This window comes from Erysipelothrix tonsillarum DSM 14972 (genome assembly GCF_000373785.1).
Classification (GTDB): Bacteria; Bacillota_I; Bacilli_A; order Erysipelotrichales; family Erysipelotrichaceae; genus Erysipelothrix; species Erysipelothrix tonsillarum.
Genome location: NZ_KB892377.1, coordinates 663084 through 678661, shown reverse-complemented (window position 1 = coordinate 678661; position 15578 = coordinate 663084). Strand labels below are relative to the sequence as shown.

At 36.7% G+C, this 15578-nt stretch carries 13 protein-coding genes and 1 other annotated feature (1 of these 14 only partly in view); of the genes, 12 read left to right on the top strand and 1 reads right to left on the bottom strand.

Going from position 1 to position 15578, the window contains the following annotated elements; all coding sequences use genetic code 11:
* Nucleotides 1-16 (top strand) — a binding site (T-box leader); it begins 183 nt to the left of the window's first position.
* A gap of 37 nt (nt 17-53) precedes the next feature.
* The 6 genes from thrS to B096_RS0103125 all read left to right on the top strand — a co-directional run bounded on the left by thrS (nt 54) and on the right by B096_RS0103125 (nt 8262).
* Nucleotides 54-1805 carry a threonine--tRNA ligase gene (gene thrS / locus B096_RS0103150; protein ID WP_018579339.1) on the top strand — a complete coding sequence of 584 codons (1752 nt, stop codon included), beginning with the start codon at nt 54-56 and terminating at the stop codon, nt 1803-1805.
* A gap of 232 nt (nt 1806-2037) precedes the next feature.
* Nucleotides 2038-3138 carry a BMP family lipoprotein gene (locus B096_RS0103145; RefSeq protein WP_018579338.1) on the top strand — a complete coding sequence of 367 codons (1101 nt, stop codon included), beginning with the start codon at nt 2038-2040 and terminating at the stop codon, nt 3136-3138.
* A 126-nt stretch (nt 3139-3264) separates the two neighbouring features.
* Complete coding sequence (locus B096_RS0103140; RefSeq protein ID WP_018579337.1) at nt 3265-4356, top strand: BMP family lipoprotein; 1092 nt, start codon at nt 3265-3267, stop codon at nt 4354-4356.
* A 324-nt stretch (nt 4357-4680) separates the two neighbouring features.
* Nucleotides 4681-6216: an ABC transporter ATP-binding protein gene (locus tag B096_RS0103135; protein ID WP_018579336.1), complete on the top strand. Its 1536-nt coding sequence runs from the start codon at nt 4681-4683 to the stop codon at nt 6214-6216.
* Nucleotides 6203-7309, top strand: coding sequence for an ABC transporter permease (locus B096_RS0103130; protein ID WP_018579335.1), 1107 nt, complete (start codon nt 6203-6205; stop codon nt 7307-7309). The genes B096_RS0103135 and B096_RS0103130 overlap by 14 nt, the downstream gene beginning before the upstream one ends.
* Entirely contained in the window at nt 7309-8262 is a 954-nt protein-coding gene (locus B096_RS0103125) for an ABC transporter permease (protein ID WP_018579334.1), read from the top strand. The genes B096_RS0103130 and B096_RS0103125 overlap by 1 nt, the downstream gene beginning before the upstream one ends.
* A 245-nt stretch (nt 8263-8507) precedes the next feature.
* On the opposite strand, the gene B096_RS0103115 is transcribed toward B096_RS0103125, so the two are convergent.
* Nucleotides 8508-9956 (bottom strand): nicotinate phosphoribosyltransferase, encoded by a 1449-nt coding sequence (locus B096_RS0103115; RefSeq protein ID WP_018579332.1) that lies wholly within the window; start codon nt 9954-9956, stop codon nt 8508-8510.
* A gap of 77 nt (nt 9957-10033) precedes the next feature.
* On the opposite strand from B096_RS0103115, the gene B096_RS0103110 reads away from it, so the two are divergent.
* The 6 genes from B096_RS0103110 to B096_RS0103085 all read left to right on the top strand — a co-directional run bounded on the left by B096_RS0103110 (nt 10034) and on the right by B096_RS0103085 (nt 15577).
* Nucleotides 10034-11254: a M16 family metallopeptidase gene (locus tag B096_RS0103110; RefSeq protein ID WP_018579331.1), complete on the top strand. Its 1221-nt coding sequence runs from the start codon at nt 10034-10036 to the stop codon at nt 11252-11254.
* On the top strand, nt 11247-12497 hold the full coding sequence (yfmH, locus tag B096_RS0103105; RefSeq protein ID WP_018579330.1) for an EF-P 5-aminopentanol modification-associated protein YfmH: 1251 nt from the start codon (nt 11247-11249) through the stop codon (nt 12495-12497). The genes B096_RS0103110 and yfmH overlap by 8 nt, the downstream gene beginning before the upstream one ends.
* 120 nt (nt 12498-12617) lie before the next feature.
* Entirely contained in the window at nt 12618-12908 is a 291-nt protein-coding gene (locus B096_RS0103100) for a single-stranded DNA-binding protein (protein WP_018579329.1), read from the top strand.
* A gap of 46 nt (nt 12909-12954) precedes the next feature.
* Entirely contained in the window at nt 12955-13824 is an 870-nt protein-coding gene (gene thyA, locus B096_RS0103095) for a thymidylate synthase (protein WP_018579328.1), read from the top strand.
* Nucleotides 13824-14276, top strand: a complete 453-nt coding sequence (locus B096_RS0103090) for a dihydrofolate reductase (protein WP_018579327.1) — start codon at nt 13824-13826, stop codon at nt 14274-14276. Before thyA ends, B096_RS0103090 begins: the two co-directional genes overlap by 1 nt.
* 2 nt (nt 14277-14278) lie before the next feature.
* Nucleotides 14279-15577, top strand: a complete 1299-nt coding sequence (locus B096_RS0103085; RefSeq protein WP_018579326.1) for a pyrimidine-nucleoside phosphorylase — start codon at nt 14279-14281, stop codon at nt 15575-15577.
* The last annotated feature ends 1 nt before the right edge of the window (nt 15578 follow it).

The window sequence follows — 15578 nt, the reverse complement described above, 5'->3', positions numbered from 1 at the left end:
TAAATTCGTCCTTTTGGATGGATTTACGTTTTTCTTTTATAGAGGAGGTTATTATGGTAAATATTAGAGAAGATGAAAAACTGAATGTATTAAATCACTCATCCGCCCATTTGTTGGCTCATGCAGTCAAAAGACTTTATCCTGAAGCAAAATTCTGGGTAGGACCGGTCATTGAGGATGGATTTTACTACGACATTGATTTGGGAGATCAAGTACTCACAGAAGAGGATCTACCTAAAATCGAATCGATGATGCGTAAGATTGCAAAAGAAGATAAGCGCATCACTCGAGAAGAGCTTACAAAAGCGGAAGCTTTAGAAATTTTTAAGGATGATCCTTACAAAATTGACATTATTAATAACCTAGAAGCGGATGCAACGATTTCTGCATATCGTCAAGCTGAATTTATTGATCTATGTCGTGGTCCGCACGTTGAAACAACTAAAAAAATGAAGTATTTCAAACTTTTAAAAGTTTCAGGAGCATATTGGAAAGGTGATTCCAAGAATAAAATGCTTCAACGCGTATACGGAATCACATTTGAAACTGAAGCAGATTTAAATCAATATCTTGAATGGCTTGAGGCAGCTAAAGCGCGGGATCATAAGAAACTTGGAAAAGAACTTGAACTCTTTATGATGAGTGAATATGGACCCGGATTTCCATTCTGGCTTCCAAATGGTATGACATTGCGTCACGCACTGGATGAATATTATTATAATGCTCATATTAAGCGTGGTTATGTCTTTACTCAAACTCCGACAATGTTAAATAAAGAACTTTGGGAAGTATCGGGTCACTGGGAAAATTATCGTGAAAATATGTATACATCTACAATTGATGATCGCGAATTTGCAATTAAACCGATGAACTGCCCAGGTGGGATGTTGGTTTATAAAAATGGACTCCATTCATACCGCGACCTTCCAATTCGCTTAGCCGAAATGGGACACGTTCATCGTCATGAAGCAAGTGGTGCCCTTAATGGACTCTTCCGTGTAAGATCATTTACACAAGATGATGCGCACTTGTTTATGCGAGAAGATCAGTTGCAGGCTGAAATTGTTGAAATTTTAGATTTTATTGATGAAATTTATTCTACTTTTGGACTTTCATATTCTATCGAATTATCGACACGACCAGAGGAAAAATATATTGGAGATATCGAAGTGTGGGACCGCTCTGAACAAGCGCTTAAAGAGGCTTGTGTGGCTGCTGGCGTTGATTTTAAGATTAATGAAGGTGACGGAGCATTCTATGGTCCTAAGCTAGACTTTAAAGTGCGTGATTCGCTGAATCGTGTATGGCAATGCGGTACAGTTCAATTAGATATGAACCTACCAGAACGCTTTGATCTTACCTATGTTGCGGAAGATGGTAAGAAAAAACGACCAATCATGCTTCATCGAGCAATTTTCGGTTCAATCGAACGTTTTATTGGAATATTAATTGAGCACTTTGCGGGTGGTTTCCCTATTTGGATGGCACCGAAGCAAGTTGAAATTATTCCTGTAAATACAGAATTCCATATGGATTATGCGAACGAAGTATGTGAGTTACTCTTGGATATGGGTGTACGTGCTCACGTTGATGGTCGTAATGAAAAACTCGGTTATCGTTTACGCGAAGCACAAAAAAACAAGATTCCACTTCAAATTATTATTGGAGACAAGGAAATTGAAGATCGTAGTGTGAACGTACGTCGATATGGCGAACGTGCTCAAAATCCTTTTGAATTGAATGCTTTCTTAGATTTAGTACAACATGAAATCAAATCTCGTTATATCCACAAAATTGAAAAATAAAGTTGGTTTTATAGCCGTTAAAAAGATGTAAATATTTTTATATTTAAGAAAAACTCTAGTATGAGCGATTTATACTAGAGTTTTTTTGTAGATAGACCCTTAAATATGTATAACTCATCGGGTAAATGAGGTGTCAATGATAACGGTTACATATATTTGTGACATTACTATTGATTATCAATATAAAATTAGATACGATATAGACACAAGGAAACTTGTATGGAGGAAACAGATGAAAAAACTATTTTCTAGTGTTTTAGTTGTCTTGTTAGCTCTTACTCTTACCGCTTGTTCAGGTGGAGAAAAAGCTCAAGATGGAAAAGGCGCAGAAATCGCTTTGATTACTGACGTTGGTACAATTGATGACCGCTCATTTAACCAAGGTTCTTATGAAGGCGTTAAACAGTATGGTGAGGAAAACAATATTACTCATACATACTATCGTCCAGTCGCAAAAGATGACGAGGCGTATTTTAACGAAATCGAAAAAGCGATCACTGAGGGGGGCGCAAAAGTTGTCGTTATGCCAGGATTTTTATTCGCTAACGCTGCTTTTAGAGCACAACAAGAATTTCCAGATGTAAACTTTATTTTTGTGGATGGAGCTCCTTCGGAGACACCTCAATCAGAACCTGTAATTGGTCCTAATATGTATTCAGTGGTTTGGGAAGAACAACAAGCTGGATTCTTAGCAGGATATGCTGCAGTTAAAGATGGATTTACAAAACTAGGTTATATCGGTGGTATGAAAGTTCCGGCAGTTGAGAAATTTGGACTAGGTTATGTATACGGTGCAAACCACGCAGCTGAAGAACTTGGTATTACAATCGACATGATGTACAAATACTCAGGTACATTTGAAGCTTCTCAAGAGGTTCAAATGTTGGCATCAGGCTGGTATGCTGGAGGAACAGAAGTAATCTTCGTTTCAGCAGGTGGTGCAGGACCTTCAGTATTTAAAGCCGCTGAAGATAAAGAAGCCAAGGTTATTGGTGTTGATGTTGACCAATCGGCTGAAAGTGAAACAATCATTACTTCAGCTTTAAAAGAACTACAATTAGCTGTTTATGAGGGACTTAAAGCGCATTATGATGGCAAATTCCCAGGTGGAACACAACATGCCTATAACATTAATGATAATGGGGTAGGACTTCCTAAAAACTTTGACCGTTTTAAAACTTTCAAACAAGAAGACTTGGATAAAGTTATTGAAGACATGAAAGCGGATAAAGATGGGGTTACATCAAGCATTAAGAAACAACATGCAGATGATTTTTCAGATGTAATTAGTGATCCAACACTTAAAAATATCAATATTACATTTGTTAAATAATTGATTAAATTATATACTTAAAAAACATGGCCAATAAAAGCCATGTTTTTTTTGTGTAAGTGGAAATATAAGTGTTTGAATTATGGTCATTCAATTGATAAAGTTAGAGTGTAAAGGGGGGAATTTATGAAATTCAAAAAATATGTTTTTGTTTTGATTTTATTTTTACTATTCGGTTGTTCCACTTCGACATCGAATAGCCAAGATAAAGCGGAAATCGCGCTTATAACGGATATTGGGACGATTGATGATCATTCGTTTAATCAAGAATCATGGGAAGGAATTGTTGATTTTGCGTCGCGTAACAATGTTACTTATAAGTATTACAGACCAGAGAATAAAGATGATAATGCATTCTATAACGAAATAGAGAAAGCAATCACAGAAGGTGGTGCACGCGTTGTCGTTTTACCTGGATTTTATTTCGAAGCTACGGCTGCGAAGGTGCAAGATGATTTTCCAGATGTCAATTTTATTCTCATAGATGCGATGCCAAAAAGGGCCGATACTGGAGATCAAACAATCAAAAAAAATCTTGTTCCCGTTCTCTTTAAAGAAGAACAGGCCTCTTATTTAGCTGGATACGTAGCTGCGTTAGAAGGATATACAAAAGTAGGATTTGTAGGTGGTGCCAAAATTCCTTCAGTTGAGCGATATGGAATGGGTTTTCTAAAAGGCTTGCAAGATGGTGCTGCAATGAAAAATCAAACCATTCATATTAAATATAAGTACACTGGAAGTTTTGAACCATCTACAGAAATACAAATGCTGGGTGCAAGTTGGTATAATGAGGGAACTGAAATTATTTTCGCATCAGCCGGTGGTGCAGGACAATCAATCATTAAAGCTGCAGAAGATACTCAAAAACAATTTATAGGGGTAGATGTCGATCAATCTTATATCAGCGAAACGGTTGTCTTTTCCGCTACTAAAGGGATTCGTAAAACCGTTACTGACCTACTTGAAGCTATTCAGAATAAAAGTTTTCCAGGTGGGGAGGTACTTACCGTTGATTTAAATCGCGATGGCGTTGGGGTTGAACTTAGTTACGAGCGCTTGAAGCATGTCACAAAAGAAGAATTTAATGAACTTGTAGAGACGACGCAAGAGCGATTGAACAAACAAACTTTAGAAATCGAAACTGAACATGACGAATTTGGCTTGGAATTTAAAGAATCAACCACATATCCGAACCTGAAAATTGATTTTTATCGCTGAGTACATATACTCAGCGATTTATGTCTAAACACACACTGAAAGCGCTTGCTAATATACTGTAAAAATGCTAATATTTATGTGAACATAAATCATATTCTAATTTAACAAATTGAAGTTAGAACCCATCACAAAGGGTTATTCTATCATTAACCGCACTTTAATTTAATAGAATATGAGGGTTTAAAGTATAAAAAAATATGGGGATGGTGCTTATCAAAGATAAACAATTCGATATCAAGAGTGCTTGATATTTTTATTATTCGATTTTTTACTGTTTTAAGAATACATTTTTGTGTATGATATGTTTAAGGAGTGTAAGGGCATATGAAAAATATTGTTGAAATGAATCATATCACCAAGACGTTTCCAGGTATAAAAGCCAATGATGACGTCACAATTTCACTTCGTGAAGGGGAAATTTTGGCACTGTTGGGTGAGAATGGTGCTGGAAAATCAACGTTGATGTCAGTGTTGTTTGGGATGTATCAACCAGATTCTGGAGAGATTGTCATTCGTGACAAAGTTACTAAAATTAATAACCCTCATGAAGCTACCTATCATAAAATAGGTATGGTACACCAGCATTTTAAATTAGTAGATAATTTTACAGTTACAGAAAATATTATTTTAGGTGTTGAAACGGTTGAACGCGGCATGGTTCGTCTTGGCGATGCACGTAAGGCAATCATTGAATTAAGCAATCGATACAATCTCAACGTTGATCCTGATGCTAGAATTTCTGATATTTCAGTAGGGATGCAACAGCGCGTTGAGATTTTAAAATTACTCTATCGTGAAAGCGATGTTATGATTTTTGATGAACCTACAGCTGTTTTAACACCGCAAGAGATTCATGAGTTAATGGCAATTATGAAACAGTTGCGTTCTGAAGGGAAATCGATTATTTTTATTACACATAAGTTAAATGAGATTAAAGAAGTTGCAGATCGGGTATCGGTCCTTCGAAAAGGAAAGTTTATTGCCACAGTTAACGTTAAAGATGTTTCAGTTGATGAAATGTCCGAAATGATGGTTGGTCGTAAAATTGATTTAAATATTGATATGAAACCGATTGAACGCGGCGAGGTTGTTCTAGAAGTTACGAATATTAACGTCGCTTCATCACATGGGAATCATGATGCGGTTAAAGCAGCCTCTTTTGCATTACATGAAGGGGAAATTGTAAGTATCGCTGGAATCGAAGGTAATGGGCAACACGAACTTGTTTATGCCATTGCGGGAATGCTTCCTATAACTCAGGGAGAAATCGTTCTTAAGGGTGAGAGTATTGAAGATAAGTCAATTCGATATCGCAATACGCACGGGATTTCGCATATCCCCGAAGATCGACATAAAGATGGACTCGTACTTGATTACAAATTAGATTACAATCTCGTTCTTAAGCAATACTTTACAGACCGCTTCCAAAAGCACGGAATGCTTCGCTTTGATAAGATTGAAACTTATGCAAGAAAAATGATTGAAAAATTCGATATTCGAAGCTCAAAAGGACCAAATTCAACTGTACGTAGTATGTCCGGAGGGAATCAACAAAAAGCGATTCTAGCTCGTGAAATTGACATGGGTTCAGAGGTGCTGATGGCTGTACAACCTACGCGTGGTTTGGACGTTGGTGCTATCGAATACATACACAATCAACTTGTAGCGCAGCGTGATGCCGGAAAATCTGTTCTTCTTGTCTCTTATGAATTATCAGAGATTATGAACATCAGTGATCGGATCCTTGTTATGTATAACGGTGAGTTTGTAGGTGAGTTCAAGCCTGAAAATATCACGCAACAAGAACTTGGGTTATATATGGCTGGAGCGAAGCGAGGTACTCAAAATGGCAAAAACTAATATAATTAGTAAAAAAATTAAAGACTTTTTTTCAAATGAGAGTAATCATGCCGTTATCGCATCATTCTTGGCGATAATTATTGGTTTACTCGTTGGATTTGTTGTTATTTTACTTACAACACCTCAGTATGCTCTTAGTGCATTCTGGATTATTTTAAAAGGTGGCTTCCATCATAATCTTCGTGGAATGGGAAATGTTTTATTTAGAGCAGCTCCAATCATTCTAACTGGATTATCTGTAGGTTTTGCTTTTAAAACAGGTTTATTCAATATTGGTGCTTCGGGACAATTTACTGTAGGTGCATTTACCGCTGTATACATCGGTGTAAACTGGACATGGATGCCCGCAGGGACCGGGTGGATTGTTGGTTTAATTGGTGGTGCACTTGCAGGTGCATTGTGGGGAGCCATTGTTGGGATTCTTAAGGCGTATCGAAATGTTAATGAGGTAATTGCTTCTATTATGTTAAATTATATCGGTATGTATGCAGTGAATTATCTTATTACAAATACCGCATTTGATTCAGTTCATTCACGTACCTTACCACCGGTAAATGCCTATTTACCAGTACTGGGTCTGAATAAATTATTTCCGAGATCTTCAGTCAATATTGGTATCGTTATTGCGATTCTTATGGCAGTTCTAATATATGTTATTTTAGAAAAAACAAAGTTTGGTTTTGAACTCAAAGCCGTTGGGTACAATCGTCATGCAAGTCGTTATGCTGGAATTAATGAAAAAAAATCGATTATTCTTTCCATGACAATAGCAGGTGCCCTTGCCGGATTAGGTGGTGCTGTGATGTACCTTGCGAATGTCGGAAAATATATGGACGTATTAAATGTACTCTTAACTGAAGGTTTTGACGGGATATCTGTTGCGCTCTTGGCTCAGAGTAATCCAATTGGTATTATTCTATCAGGACTCTTTATTGCTCATATTACGTATGGTGGAAACAACTTGCAATTATTTGGACTTGAGCCGGAAATTATTTCAGTTATAACTGCAACAATTATTTATGTAAGTGCACTTACGATACTTCTTAAAGGATTTATCGCAAAGGTCACTAAAAATTCCGGAGGTGATGCCTGATGAATACATTTGCATTTATTGTTCAACAGATGCTTTATGTAGCGATTCCGTTACTTGTTGTTTCGCTTGGTGGTCTATTCTCTGAACGCGGTGGTATCGTAAATATTGCTTTAGAGGGTATTATGGTTTTTGGTACATTTTTTGGAGTAATTACTTTATTTTTCCTTCAAAATTATATGTCGGGACAGTTACTATATATTGTTGCAATGCTTGCAGCAATTATTGCGGGAATCGTTATGGGTGCTGTCCATGCCTTTGCTGCCATAAATATGAATGCGGACCAAACAATTAGTGGGACAGCAATCAATATGTTTGCTCCTGCATTTACAGTTTATATTGCTCGTTTACTTTATTCTGTAAAAGAAATTCCATTTAGAAATGAATTCTTAATTCGAAAAGTTCCGTTTCTATCAGAAATTCCTATTATTGGACCGTTATTCTTTACCAATGCTTATATCTCAACTTATATCGGTCTTGCAATTTTATTTATTGCGACTTTTGTAATTTACAAAACACGTTTTGGATTGCGACTGCGTTCTGCAGGGGAAAATCCACACGCATTAGATGCCGCAGGAGGGAATGTAAAACGAATTCGCTGGGCAGGTGTACTAATTTCCGGGGCTCTAGCGGGTCTTGGTGGTTTAATTATTACAGTTCCAATTAGTACTTCATTTACTGGAACGGCAAATGGTTATGGTTTCCTTGCACTTGCGATTCTGATTTTTGGACAATGGAGACCAAAAACTATTTTCTTCTCTTCCTTGTTCTTTGCACTTGCATTGACCTTATCGAATGTATATTCTGGAATCCCATTCTTAAACGGCCTTGGCATTCCGGATCAAGTATTTAAGATGTTGCCATACATAGCTACATTAGTGGTATTAGTATTTACATCAAAAAAATCAGCTGCACCGAAAGCTGCGGGTCAGCCTTATGATGCAGGAAAACGTTAAAAAATTCAATATAAAATAGTCCCATTAAAACGGGATAGTAAAAAAACCTCTTGAATATATATCGTCGTAAAATGATATAAACAGGAGGTTTTTATTATGTTTTTTTGTAAGGTATTTCTAGAATCTATAATGAATGATGTGTTACTTTATCTTAATTTTTTAAAGAAACACGAACATAAGAAAAGTTAGCCTCTAGCTCACCCATGAAAAACGGGGGATATATATTGGCTAACTCATCTTTTTTATTATTTATTGTTGCTTATATTATGAAGTAATTCAAGTTTAAGATCGTATAATTTTTGGGAAAGGTCAACGTAATAACGGTGTGGATAATGCAACCGTTTCACTTCATCCCAAATTGTTTCAAGCTCTTTTTGAGAATATAAAGCAATTTCTTCAAGATTAGGCAGTTCGTAGACACAGTTTCCATTTTGATATATTGGAACTTGTAGTTCACGCACTTGGTATTCTTTGAGCGTTTTCTTTTTCCAAGGAGCAGATGGATCAAAAATCGTTATTTCATCTGTCGGAATTACTTCGTCAGCTAGTGCAATATAGTCAGCAAGTGCTTTATTTGTATGATTGTCATAAAAACGATAGAGTCGTTTATAGCTAGGGTTTGTAATTTTTTCGATATTTTCACTAACTTTGATTTTAGGCGTGAGTGAACCATCAGGGTGTTCTTGAGCAACAAGTTTATACACACCACCGAGAACGGGTTCAGATTTTGATGTGATTAAGTTTTCACCAACACCAAATGAATCAATCTGGGCCCCTTGATAAATTAAGTCGTCAATGAGATACTCATCCAATGAATTCGATGCCATAATCTTACAATCATGCAGGTTAGCTTCATCAAGCATCTTTCGTGCTTCTTTTGAGAGATAGGCAAGGTCACCCGAATCCAAACGAATTGCTTTTAGACGGTATCCTTTAGGAATTAGGTATTCCTTTGCGACACGGATCGCGTTTGGAATTCCAGAACCTAAAGTATCATAAGTATCAACTAAGAAAATAGCATTATCAGGATTAATTTCTGCAAACGCCATAAAAGCTTCAAATTCTGAATCGTGAAGTTGAATGTATGAATGTGCCATTGTTCCAGAAACGTTGGCTCCATATTGATAACCTGCGAGGGTATGTGATGTTCCAACGCAGCCAGCAATAATTGCGGCACGAGCACCGTCAACGGATGAATCATAACCGTGAGCGCGACGCGCTCCAAATTCCAACACTGCGCGTCCGCGAGCTGCATTAACGATGCGGCTTGCTTTCGTCGTTACGAGTGTTGAATAATTGATGGATAGTAAAAGAAGTGTTTCAATCAGTTGAGCTTCAATAACTGTTCCGCGTACCGTTACAAGGGGTTCATTTTGGAATACCACCGTGCCATCTTCCACAGCCCATATATCCAGATTAAGTTCTAAATTCAATAAATAATCTAAGAATGCTTGATCCGTAAAGCCTTGTTCATAAAGGTAATCGATATGGGATTGATTAAATTTAAAATTGTTTATAGTTTCAATAAGTTTGCTCAAACCATTAAAGATGAGATACCCACCTTGGTTCGGTATTTTTCGGGTAAACATATCGAAATAAACAATTTCTTCATGTCGATTTTGTTTGAAATATGTATACGCCATTGTGAATTCATAGAGATCAGTCAAGAAGACTGCATCATTAGGTTTAATCATTCTGCCACCGTTCTTTCTATTTACATCATATTGATGTACAATGCTATTATATTGTATCATTTTTTGGAGGATGTATCATGAATGAAGAATTAAAATTACAAAACGGCATACAGATTCATTTAATTAATGAAGAAAAATTTCATGAGGTGTATCTTTCGCTTAAAATTGTATTAAAACTTGAAAGAAAAACAAATACGATGGCGAATTTACTCACTCGCATGATGGGGGATCGCCTTATCGATAATCCCACGAAAACGTCACTAGCAAAACGACATGATATGCTTTATGGCGCGAAAACCAGTGCTTTAACTTATACACTTGGGACCTATCAAGTTATTGATTTAGGTATTAAAATGATTCATGAGCGCTTTACAAATGAACCGCTTCTCGACGAACAAATCAAACTTCTTGAAGATATGTACTTATACCCACTTCTAAACGAACAGACGCTCGAAGAAGCAAAGAAAAATTTAAGAATGAGCCATTTGCATGTGAAAGAAAATGCTTCTCAAAATGCATTAATCAAAGGTTTTAAAAATGCGGGAGCAGGTCAATTATTTGAACTCAATGCTTTAGGGGATTTGGATGATCTCGAATCAATCACCCTTGAAGATATCAAAGGACTACATCAAGCATGTATTCATGAATTCAATAAGCAAATCTATCTCGTAGGGGGAATTAATCGAACCTGTGATTTTAAAGCGTTTAATGTAGGAATGTCGAAACCAATTGCGGATGCACTTTTTAAAACGTCCATTGAGAACACATACAAAGAAGAACGTTATAGGGGAAGTCAAAGTGAACTTGTCTGTATATATCAAACAAGTATCACACCATATGATGATTTGTATTATGCTTATTTGGTATTTATCGCTTATTTAGGTCAGTTACCAACATCACTACTTTTCCAAAATATCCGTGAAAAACATAGTTTGTGTTATTCAATTTATGCTTCAAGACAAGTTTTTGATGGGATTTTTTATATCGCAACTGGGGTCAATGATAATAATGTAGATAAAACGTTGGCATTAATTGAAGAACAGTTTGAAATCATTCGCAATGAATCCTTGGATATTCAAGCTGCAATCAATTATCTTGATCTTTCGTTGGAAGGGAATTCAGAACGAATTAAAAGTATTGCGGACCATACTTTTAGAAATAATATGTTAGAGGTTGATGAGTCCATCGAATCCATGCAGGCGAAGATTCGTGATGTCACTGAAGCTGATGTGAAAGCAGTTTTAAACACGATTCGAAAACCGTATATATTCGCATATAGAGGTGAAAAAAATGATTAAAGTTAAGAATGATTTTAATGAAGAGGTTTATACGTTTACAACTCCCAGTGGGTTAGCGGTGACCATAGTTCATCGACCAGGTTTTAAACGTTCGAGCGCAGTTTACGGAACACCTTTTGGTGCCTTGAATCTCAAACAAAGTTTAGATGGTGTGCTCATCAATCATAAATCTGGCGTTGCCCATTTCCTTGAACATAAACTTTTCGAAGACGAAAGTAAAGATATTCTGAGTCAATTTGCTGAACTCGGAGCAAGTGGAAATGCCTTTACATCTTATGAGCAGACGATGTATTACTTCGGACATAATGGCGACCTCGAAGCACCACTTCGACTTTTGATTCAGTTTGTAAGCAAATTCAGTGTTACAGAAGAAAGCGTTGAAAAAGAAAAAGGCATCATTATCGAAGAAATAAAAATGTATGAACAAATGCCGGATATGCGTTTATTAAATGAAACATACATTAATTTATTCCACCATTATCCATTTATTTATGATATTGCGGGGACAGAAGCAAGTGTTACAGAAACGACATTAGCAGATTTACGTAGAGCTTATGAGATGAATTATGCAGATCATCGGATGTCATTGACCATAGTAACACCGAAAGACCCAAATGAAGTAGAACGCATTGTGCTTGAAGAGACGCTGAATCATCGCAAACAAGTGGAAACAGTTAAAGATGTTTTTGATGAAGAGCCGATGCATGTCGCAATCAAAGAACGGGAAATTTTGGGGGATGTAGAAGAACCTAAGATGACGTATTCATTCAAATTCCCCTATACCAACAACGATAAATTGAAAGATGAATTCTTGATTCGTATGCTTTTAGAAATGAATTTTTCAGAAATGTTACCCGAGTACCAAGATTGGTTGGATTCAGGGATTGTTTCCGACTCTTACGGTTACGACATTGATATTCGGGAATCGTTTGGAGTAGTTTATTTTGTAAATGAAGGGTCTAAACATGAAGCCTTTAAGACATTGATTAATTCAAAAATGCGTCATTTACAGTACGATGAATCTTCTTTCAATCAACTTACCAAGCGTTATTATGGTGAAATGATTATGTCTTTGAGCAAGACGGATGAACTTGCCATTACCTTGGGCCGGGCTCATTTTGATGGCGTGTCTTATTTTGAATATTTGGAAATGATTCGTGACCTACCTTTCGAAGCTCTAGAAAAGGTTGCTGCAATGATTGAGAACAGTGATGATTCATTCTTAATAATGAAAAAGGATTAGATTTTAATAAATCTAATCTTTTTTATTGTATTTATTAAAAAATATTGTAGGGATAATAAGATTTAAAGTACATTTAGAAATGTGGGTAACCACGAAAGATTTTTTATACAGGAGGAATTTATGAATTTTGTTCAACTTGTTGGGCATGTTGAAACGATGCCCGTACCAATCGAAAATCACACCAATGCGAGTTATGCTTTGATGCACGTTAGTGTTACATCGAATTTTCGTGATGCATGCGGAACCTTCCGTAAGGATACATTCCCGATTTTATTGTGGCGTGGAGCAAGCGAAACCACAACTGAGTCTTGCAAACCGGGGAGTTTAATCTCAGTTAAGGGACGATTAGAAATTAAAGGTGATAAATATATCTTAATTGCGGAACATCTTGAGTTCTTATACCCGAAATAGTACCAAAGACAACGAATTTTTTGTATAATAGTACATAGGTGATAAAATGAAAAATTATTTGGAAATGTGTCAGTTCGTATTAGATAACGGTACTTCAAGGGAGGACCGCACAGGAACAGGGACTAAAGGTGTTTTTGGATATCAAATGCGTTTTGATTTGAGTGAGGGTTTTCCTCTACTAACAACTAAAAAAGTTCATTTTCCTTCCCTTGCTAAAGAATTATTATGGTTTGTTAGCGGGGATACGAATATTAAGTGGCTTGTAGAAAACAAGGTTCGTATTTGGAATGAATGGCCTTATCAACTGTTTCAAGAATCGAAAGATTTCGCGGGGGAATCCATGGATGAATTTGTGGAACGCATTATCAATGACGATGCGTTTGCTCAAAAGTACGGAGAATTGGGACCAGTTTATGGAAAACAATGGCGCGACTTTGGAGGTGTCGATCAATTACAAAATGTAATCGATACAATCAAAACGAATCCGTTCTCAAGACGTATTATAATGAGCGCATGGAATCCTGCAGAAGTTGATCAAATGGCACTGCCACCTTGTCATGCATTCATGCAATTTTATGTAAGCAATGATAATAAGTTATCATTGCAATTATATCAACGCAGCGCGGATGTTTTTCTAGGTGTTCCATTTAATATTGCTTCATATGCACTGTTACTTCATATGGTTGCAAAGGTCTGTGATTTGGAGGTGGGTGAATTTATTCATACTTTTGGAGATTTACACATTTACAATGATCATTTTGATGCAATTCAAACCCAGTTGAGCAGAGAAGTACGCCCGCTACCACGCTTGGTAATTCATGGAGATCAAAAAGAAATAACGGACTTTAAGTTTGACGATTTTGAAGTCGTTGACTATAATCCTCATCCAAGAATCAAGGCTAAGGTAAGTGTTTAATGATTAAAATTATTGTAGCGATGAATCAACATCGAACGATTGGTCTTAATGGATCAATGCCATGGCATAATAAGGAAGATTTACAACACTTTAGGGCGACGACTTTGAACCAAAAAGTAGTGATGGGACGCAAAACGTTTGAAGGATTGCCAACCAAATTGGATCAAAGAGAAATATATGTTGTAACGCGCAGTAAATCATTTGAGAATGCAATTCCAGATCTTATGGCATTTTTAAAAGAAAACGAACATTCAAATGAAGATATTTTTATCGCAGGGGGTGGAGAAATCTACGCTCAAAGTTTGCCTTTTGCTCACGAACTAATCATTTCATACATACCGAATGATGTTGTTGGTGATACATTTTTTCCGGATTTTTCTGATTTAGAATTCAAGATCAAGAATCAGGTTGAATACAGTACTTTTAAACAAGTAACTTACGAAAGGATATAATTATGACAATTGTAGAGATTATTGAAAAGAAACGCGATGGTATTGAATTAACGAATGAAGAAATTAATTTTTGGATCAGTGGGGTTACAGATGGTTCTGTAAAAGATTATCAGACAAGTGCACTTTTAATGGCAATTGTATTAAAAGGTATGAGTTTAGATGAAACAACAGCACTTACTGATGCAATGATGCGTAGTGGGGATGTCATTGATTTATCCTCAATTGTTGGGAAGAAAGTTGATAAACACTCAACCGGAGGTGTTGGCGATAAAACGACCATCATCTTAAGTCCAATTGTTGCTGCCGCGGGTGCAAAAGTAGCCAAGATGAGCGGAAGAGGTTTGGGTCATACGGGAGGAACACTGGATAAGTTAGAATCGATTCCAGGTTTTAATATTGAAGTGTCGAGTCAAGATTTTATCGACCAAGTTAATAAAATCAATCTTGCGGTAATCGGTCAGACAGGAAACTTAGTCTATGCTGATAAGGTGTTATACGCACTTCGCGATGTTACGGGGACTGTCAATGCTATTCCATTGATTGCGTCTTCCATTATGTCAAAAAAACTTGCAGGCGGGGCTGATTGTATTCTGCTCGATGTGAAGTATGGCGAAGGTGCATTTATGAAAACAGTTGATGATGCACGCGAATTGGCTAATACAATGATTACAATTGGTCGAAATTTAGGTCGCGAAGTTAACGCAATGCTATCAAATATGAATCAACCATTAGGTCACTCGATAGGGAATGCATTAGAAGTTGAAGAAGCGATTATGACACTCAAAAATGAAGGTCCTAAAGATCTCGAAGAATTATGTCTTGTCGCATCGGGATATATGCTTTTCCAAGCTGATCTTGCTGAAACTCCTGAAAAAGGGTATGAATTAGCACTTGAAACACTTCGCAGTGGTGCTGCATACGAAACATTCTTGAAATGGATTGAAGCACAAGGTGGAGATATCTCACAATTTAATGATTTGGAAGCTTTTACCAAAGCACAATATCATGCAGAAGTTTATGCCGAGAATGAAGGCTTCCTTCATGACCTCAAAGCAATGGAACTTGGAATTGTCTCAATGCATCTTGGTGCTGGTCGCCAAACTAAAGAAGATATCATTGATTACAAAGCCGGGATTGTCCTACGCAAGGACATAGGTGAAGATATCCATACAGGTGATTTACTTGCAACCTTATACAGTGACACGCCAATTACGGATAAACACATCGAAGATACGGTGAAATGTTTTATTATTGATGATGAAACAATTGAAAAACCAAGTTTAATTGCAGCCGTGCTATAAT

Bases quoted from the DNA above. Each gene is read 5' to 3' on its own strand.
- thrS (WP_018579339.1), top strand. From the start codon at position 54: ATGGTAAATATTAGAGAAGATGAAAAACTGAATGTATTAAATCACTCA.
- B096_RS0103145 (WP_018579338.1), top strand. From the start codon at position 2,038: ATGAAAAAACTATTTTCTAGTGTTTTAGTTGTCTTGTTAGCTCTTACT.
- B096_RS0103140 (WP_018579337.1), top strand. From the start codon at position 3,265: ATGAAATTCAAAAAATATGTTTTTGTTTTGATTTTATTTTTACTATTC.
- B096_RS0103135 (WP_018579336.1), top strand. From the start codon at position 4,681: ATGAAAAATATTGTTGAAATGAATCATATCACCAAGACGTTTCCAGGT.
- B096_RS0103130 (WP_018579335.1), top strand. From the start codon at position 6,203: ATGGCAAAAACTAATATAATTAGTAAAAAAATTAAAGACTTTTTTTCA.
- B096_RS0103125 (WP_018579334.1), top strand. From the start codon at position 7,309: ATGAATACATTTGCATTTATTGTTCAACAGATGCTTTATGTAGCGATT.
- B096_RS0103115 (WP_018579332.1), bottom strand. From the start codon at position 9,956: ATGATTAAACCTAATGATGCAGTCTTCTTGACTGATCTCTATGAATTC.
- B096_RS0103110 (WP_018579331.1), top strand. From the start codon at position 10,034: ATGAATGAAGAATTAAAATTACAAAACGGCATACAGATTCATTTAATT.
- yfmH (WP_018579330.1), top strand. From the start codon at position 11,247: ATGATTAAAGTTAAGAATGATTTTAATGAAGAGGTTTATACGTTTACA.
- B096_RS0103100 (WP_018579329.1), top strand. From the start codon at position 12,618: ATGAATTTTGTTCAACTTGTTGGGCATGTTGAAACGATGCCCGTACCA.
- thyA (WP_018579328.1), top strand. From the start codon at position 12,955: ATGAAAAATTATTTGGAAATGTGTCAGTTCGTATTAGATAACGGTACT.
- B096_RS0103090 (WP_018579327.1), top strand. From the start codon at position 13,824: ATGATTAAAATTATTGTAGCGATGAATCAACATCGAACGATTGGTCTT.
- B096_RS0103085 (WP_018579326.1), top strand. From the start codon at position 14,279: ATGACAATTGTAGAGATTATTGAAAAGAAACGCGATGGTATTGAATTA.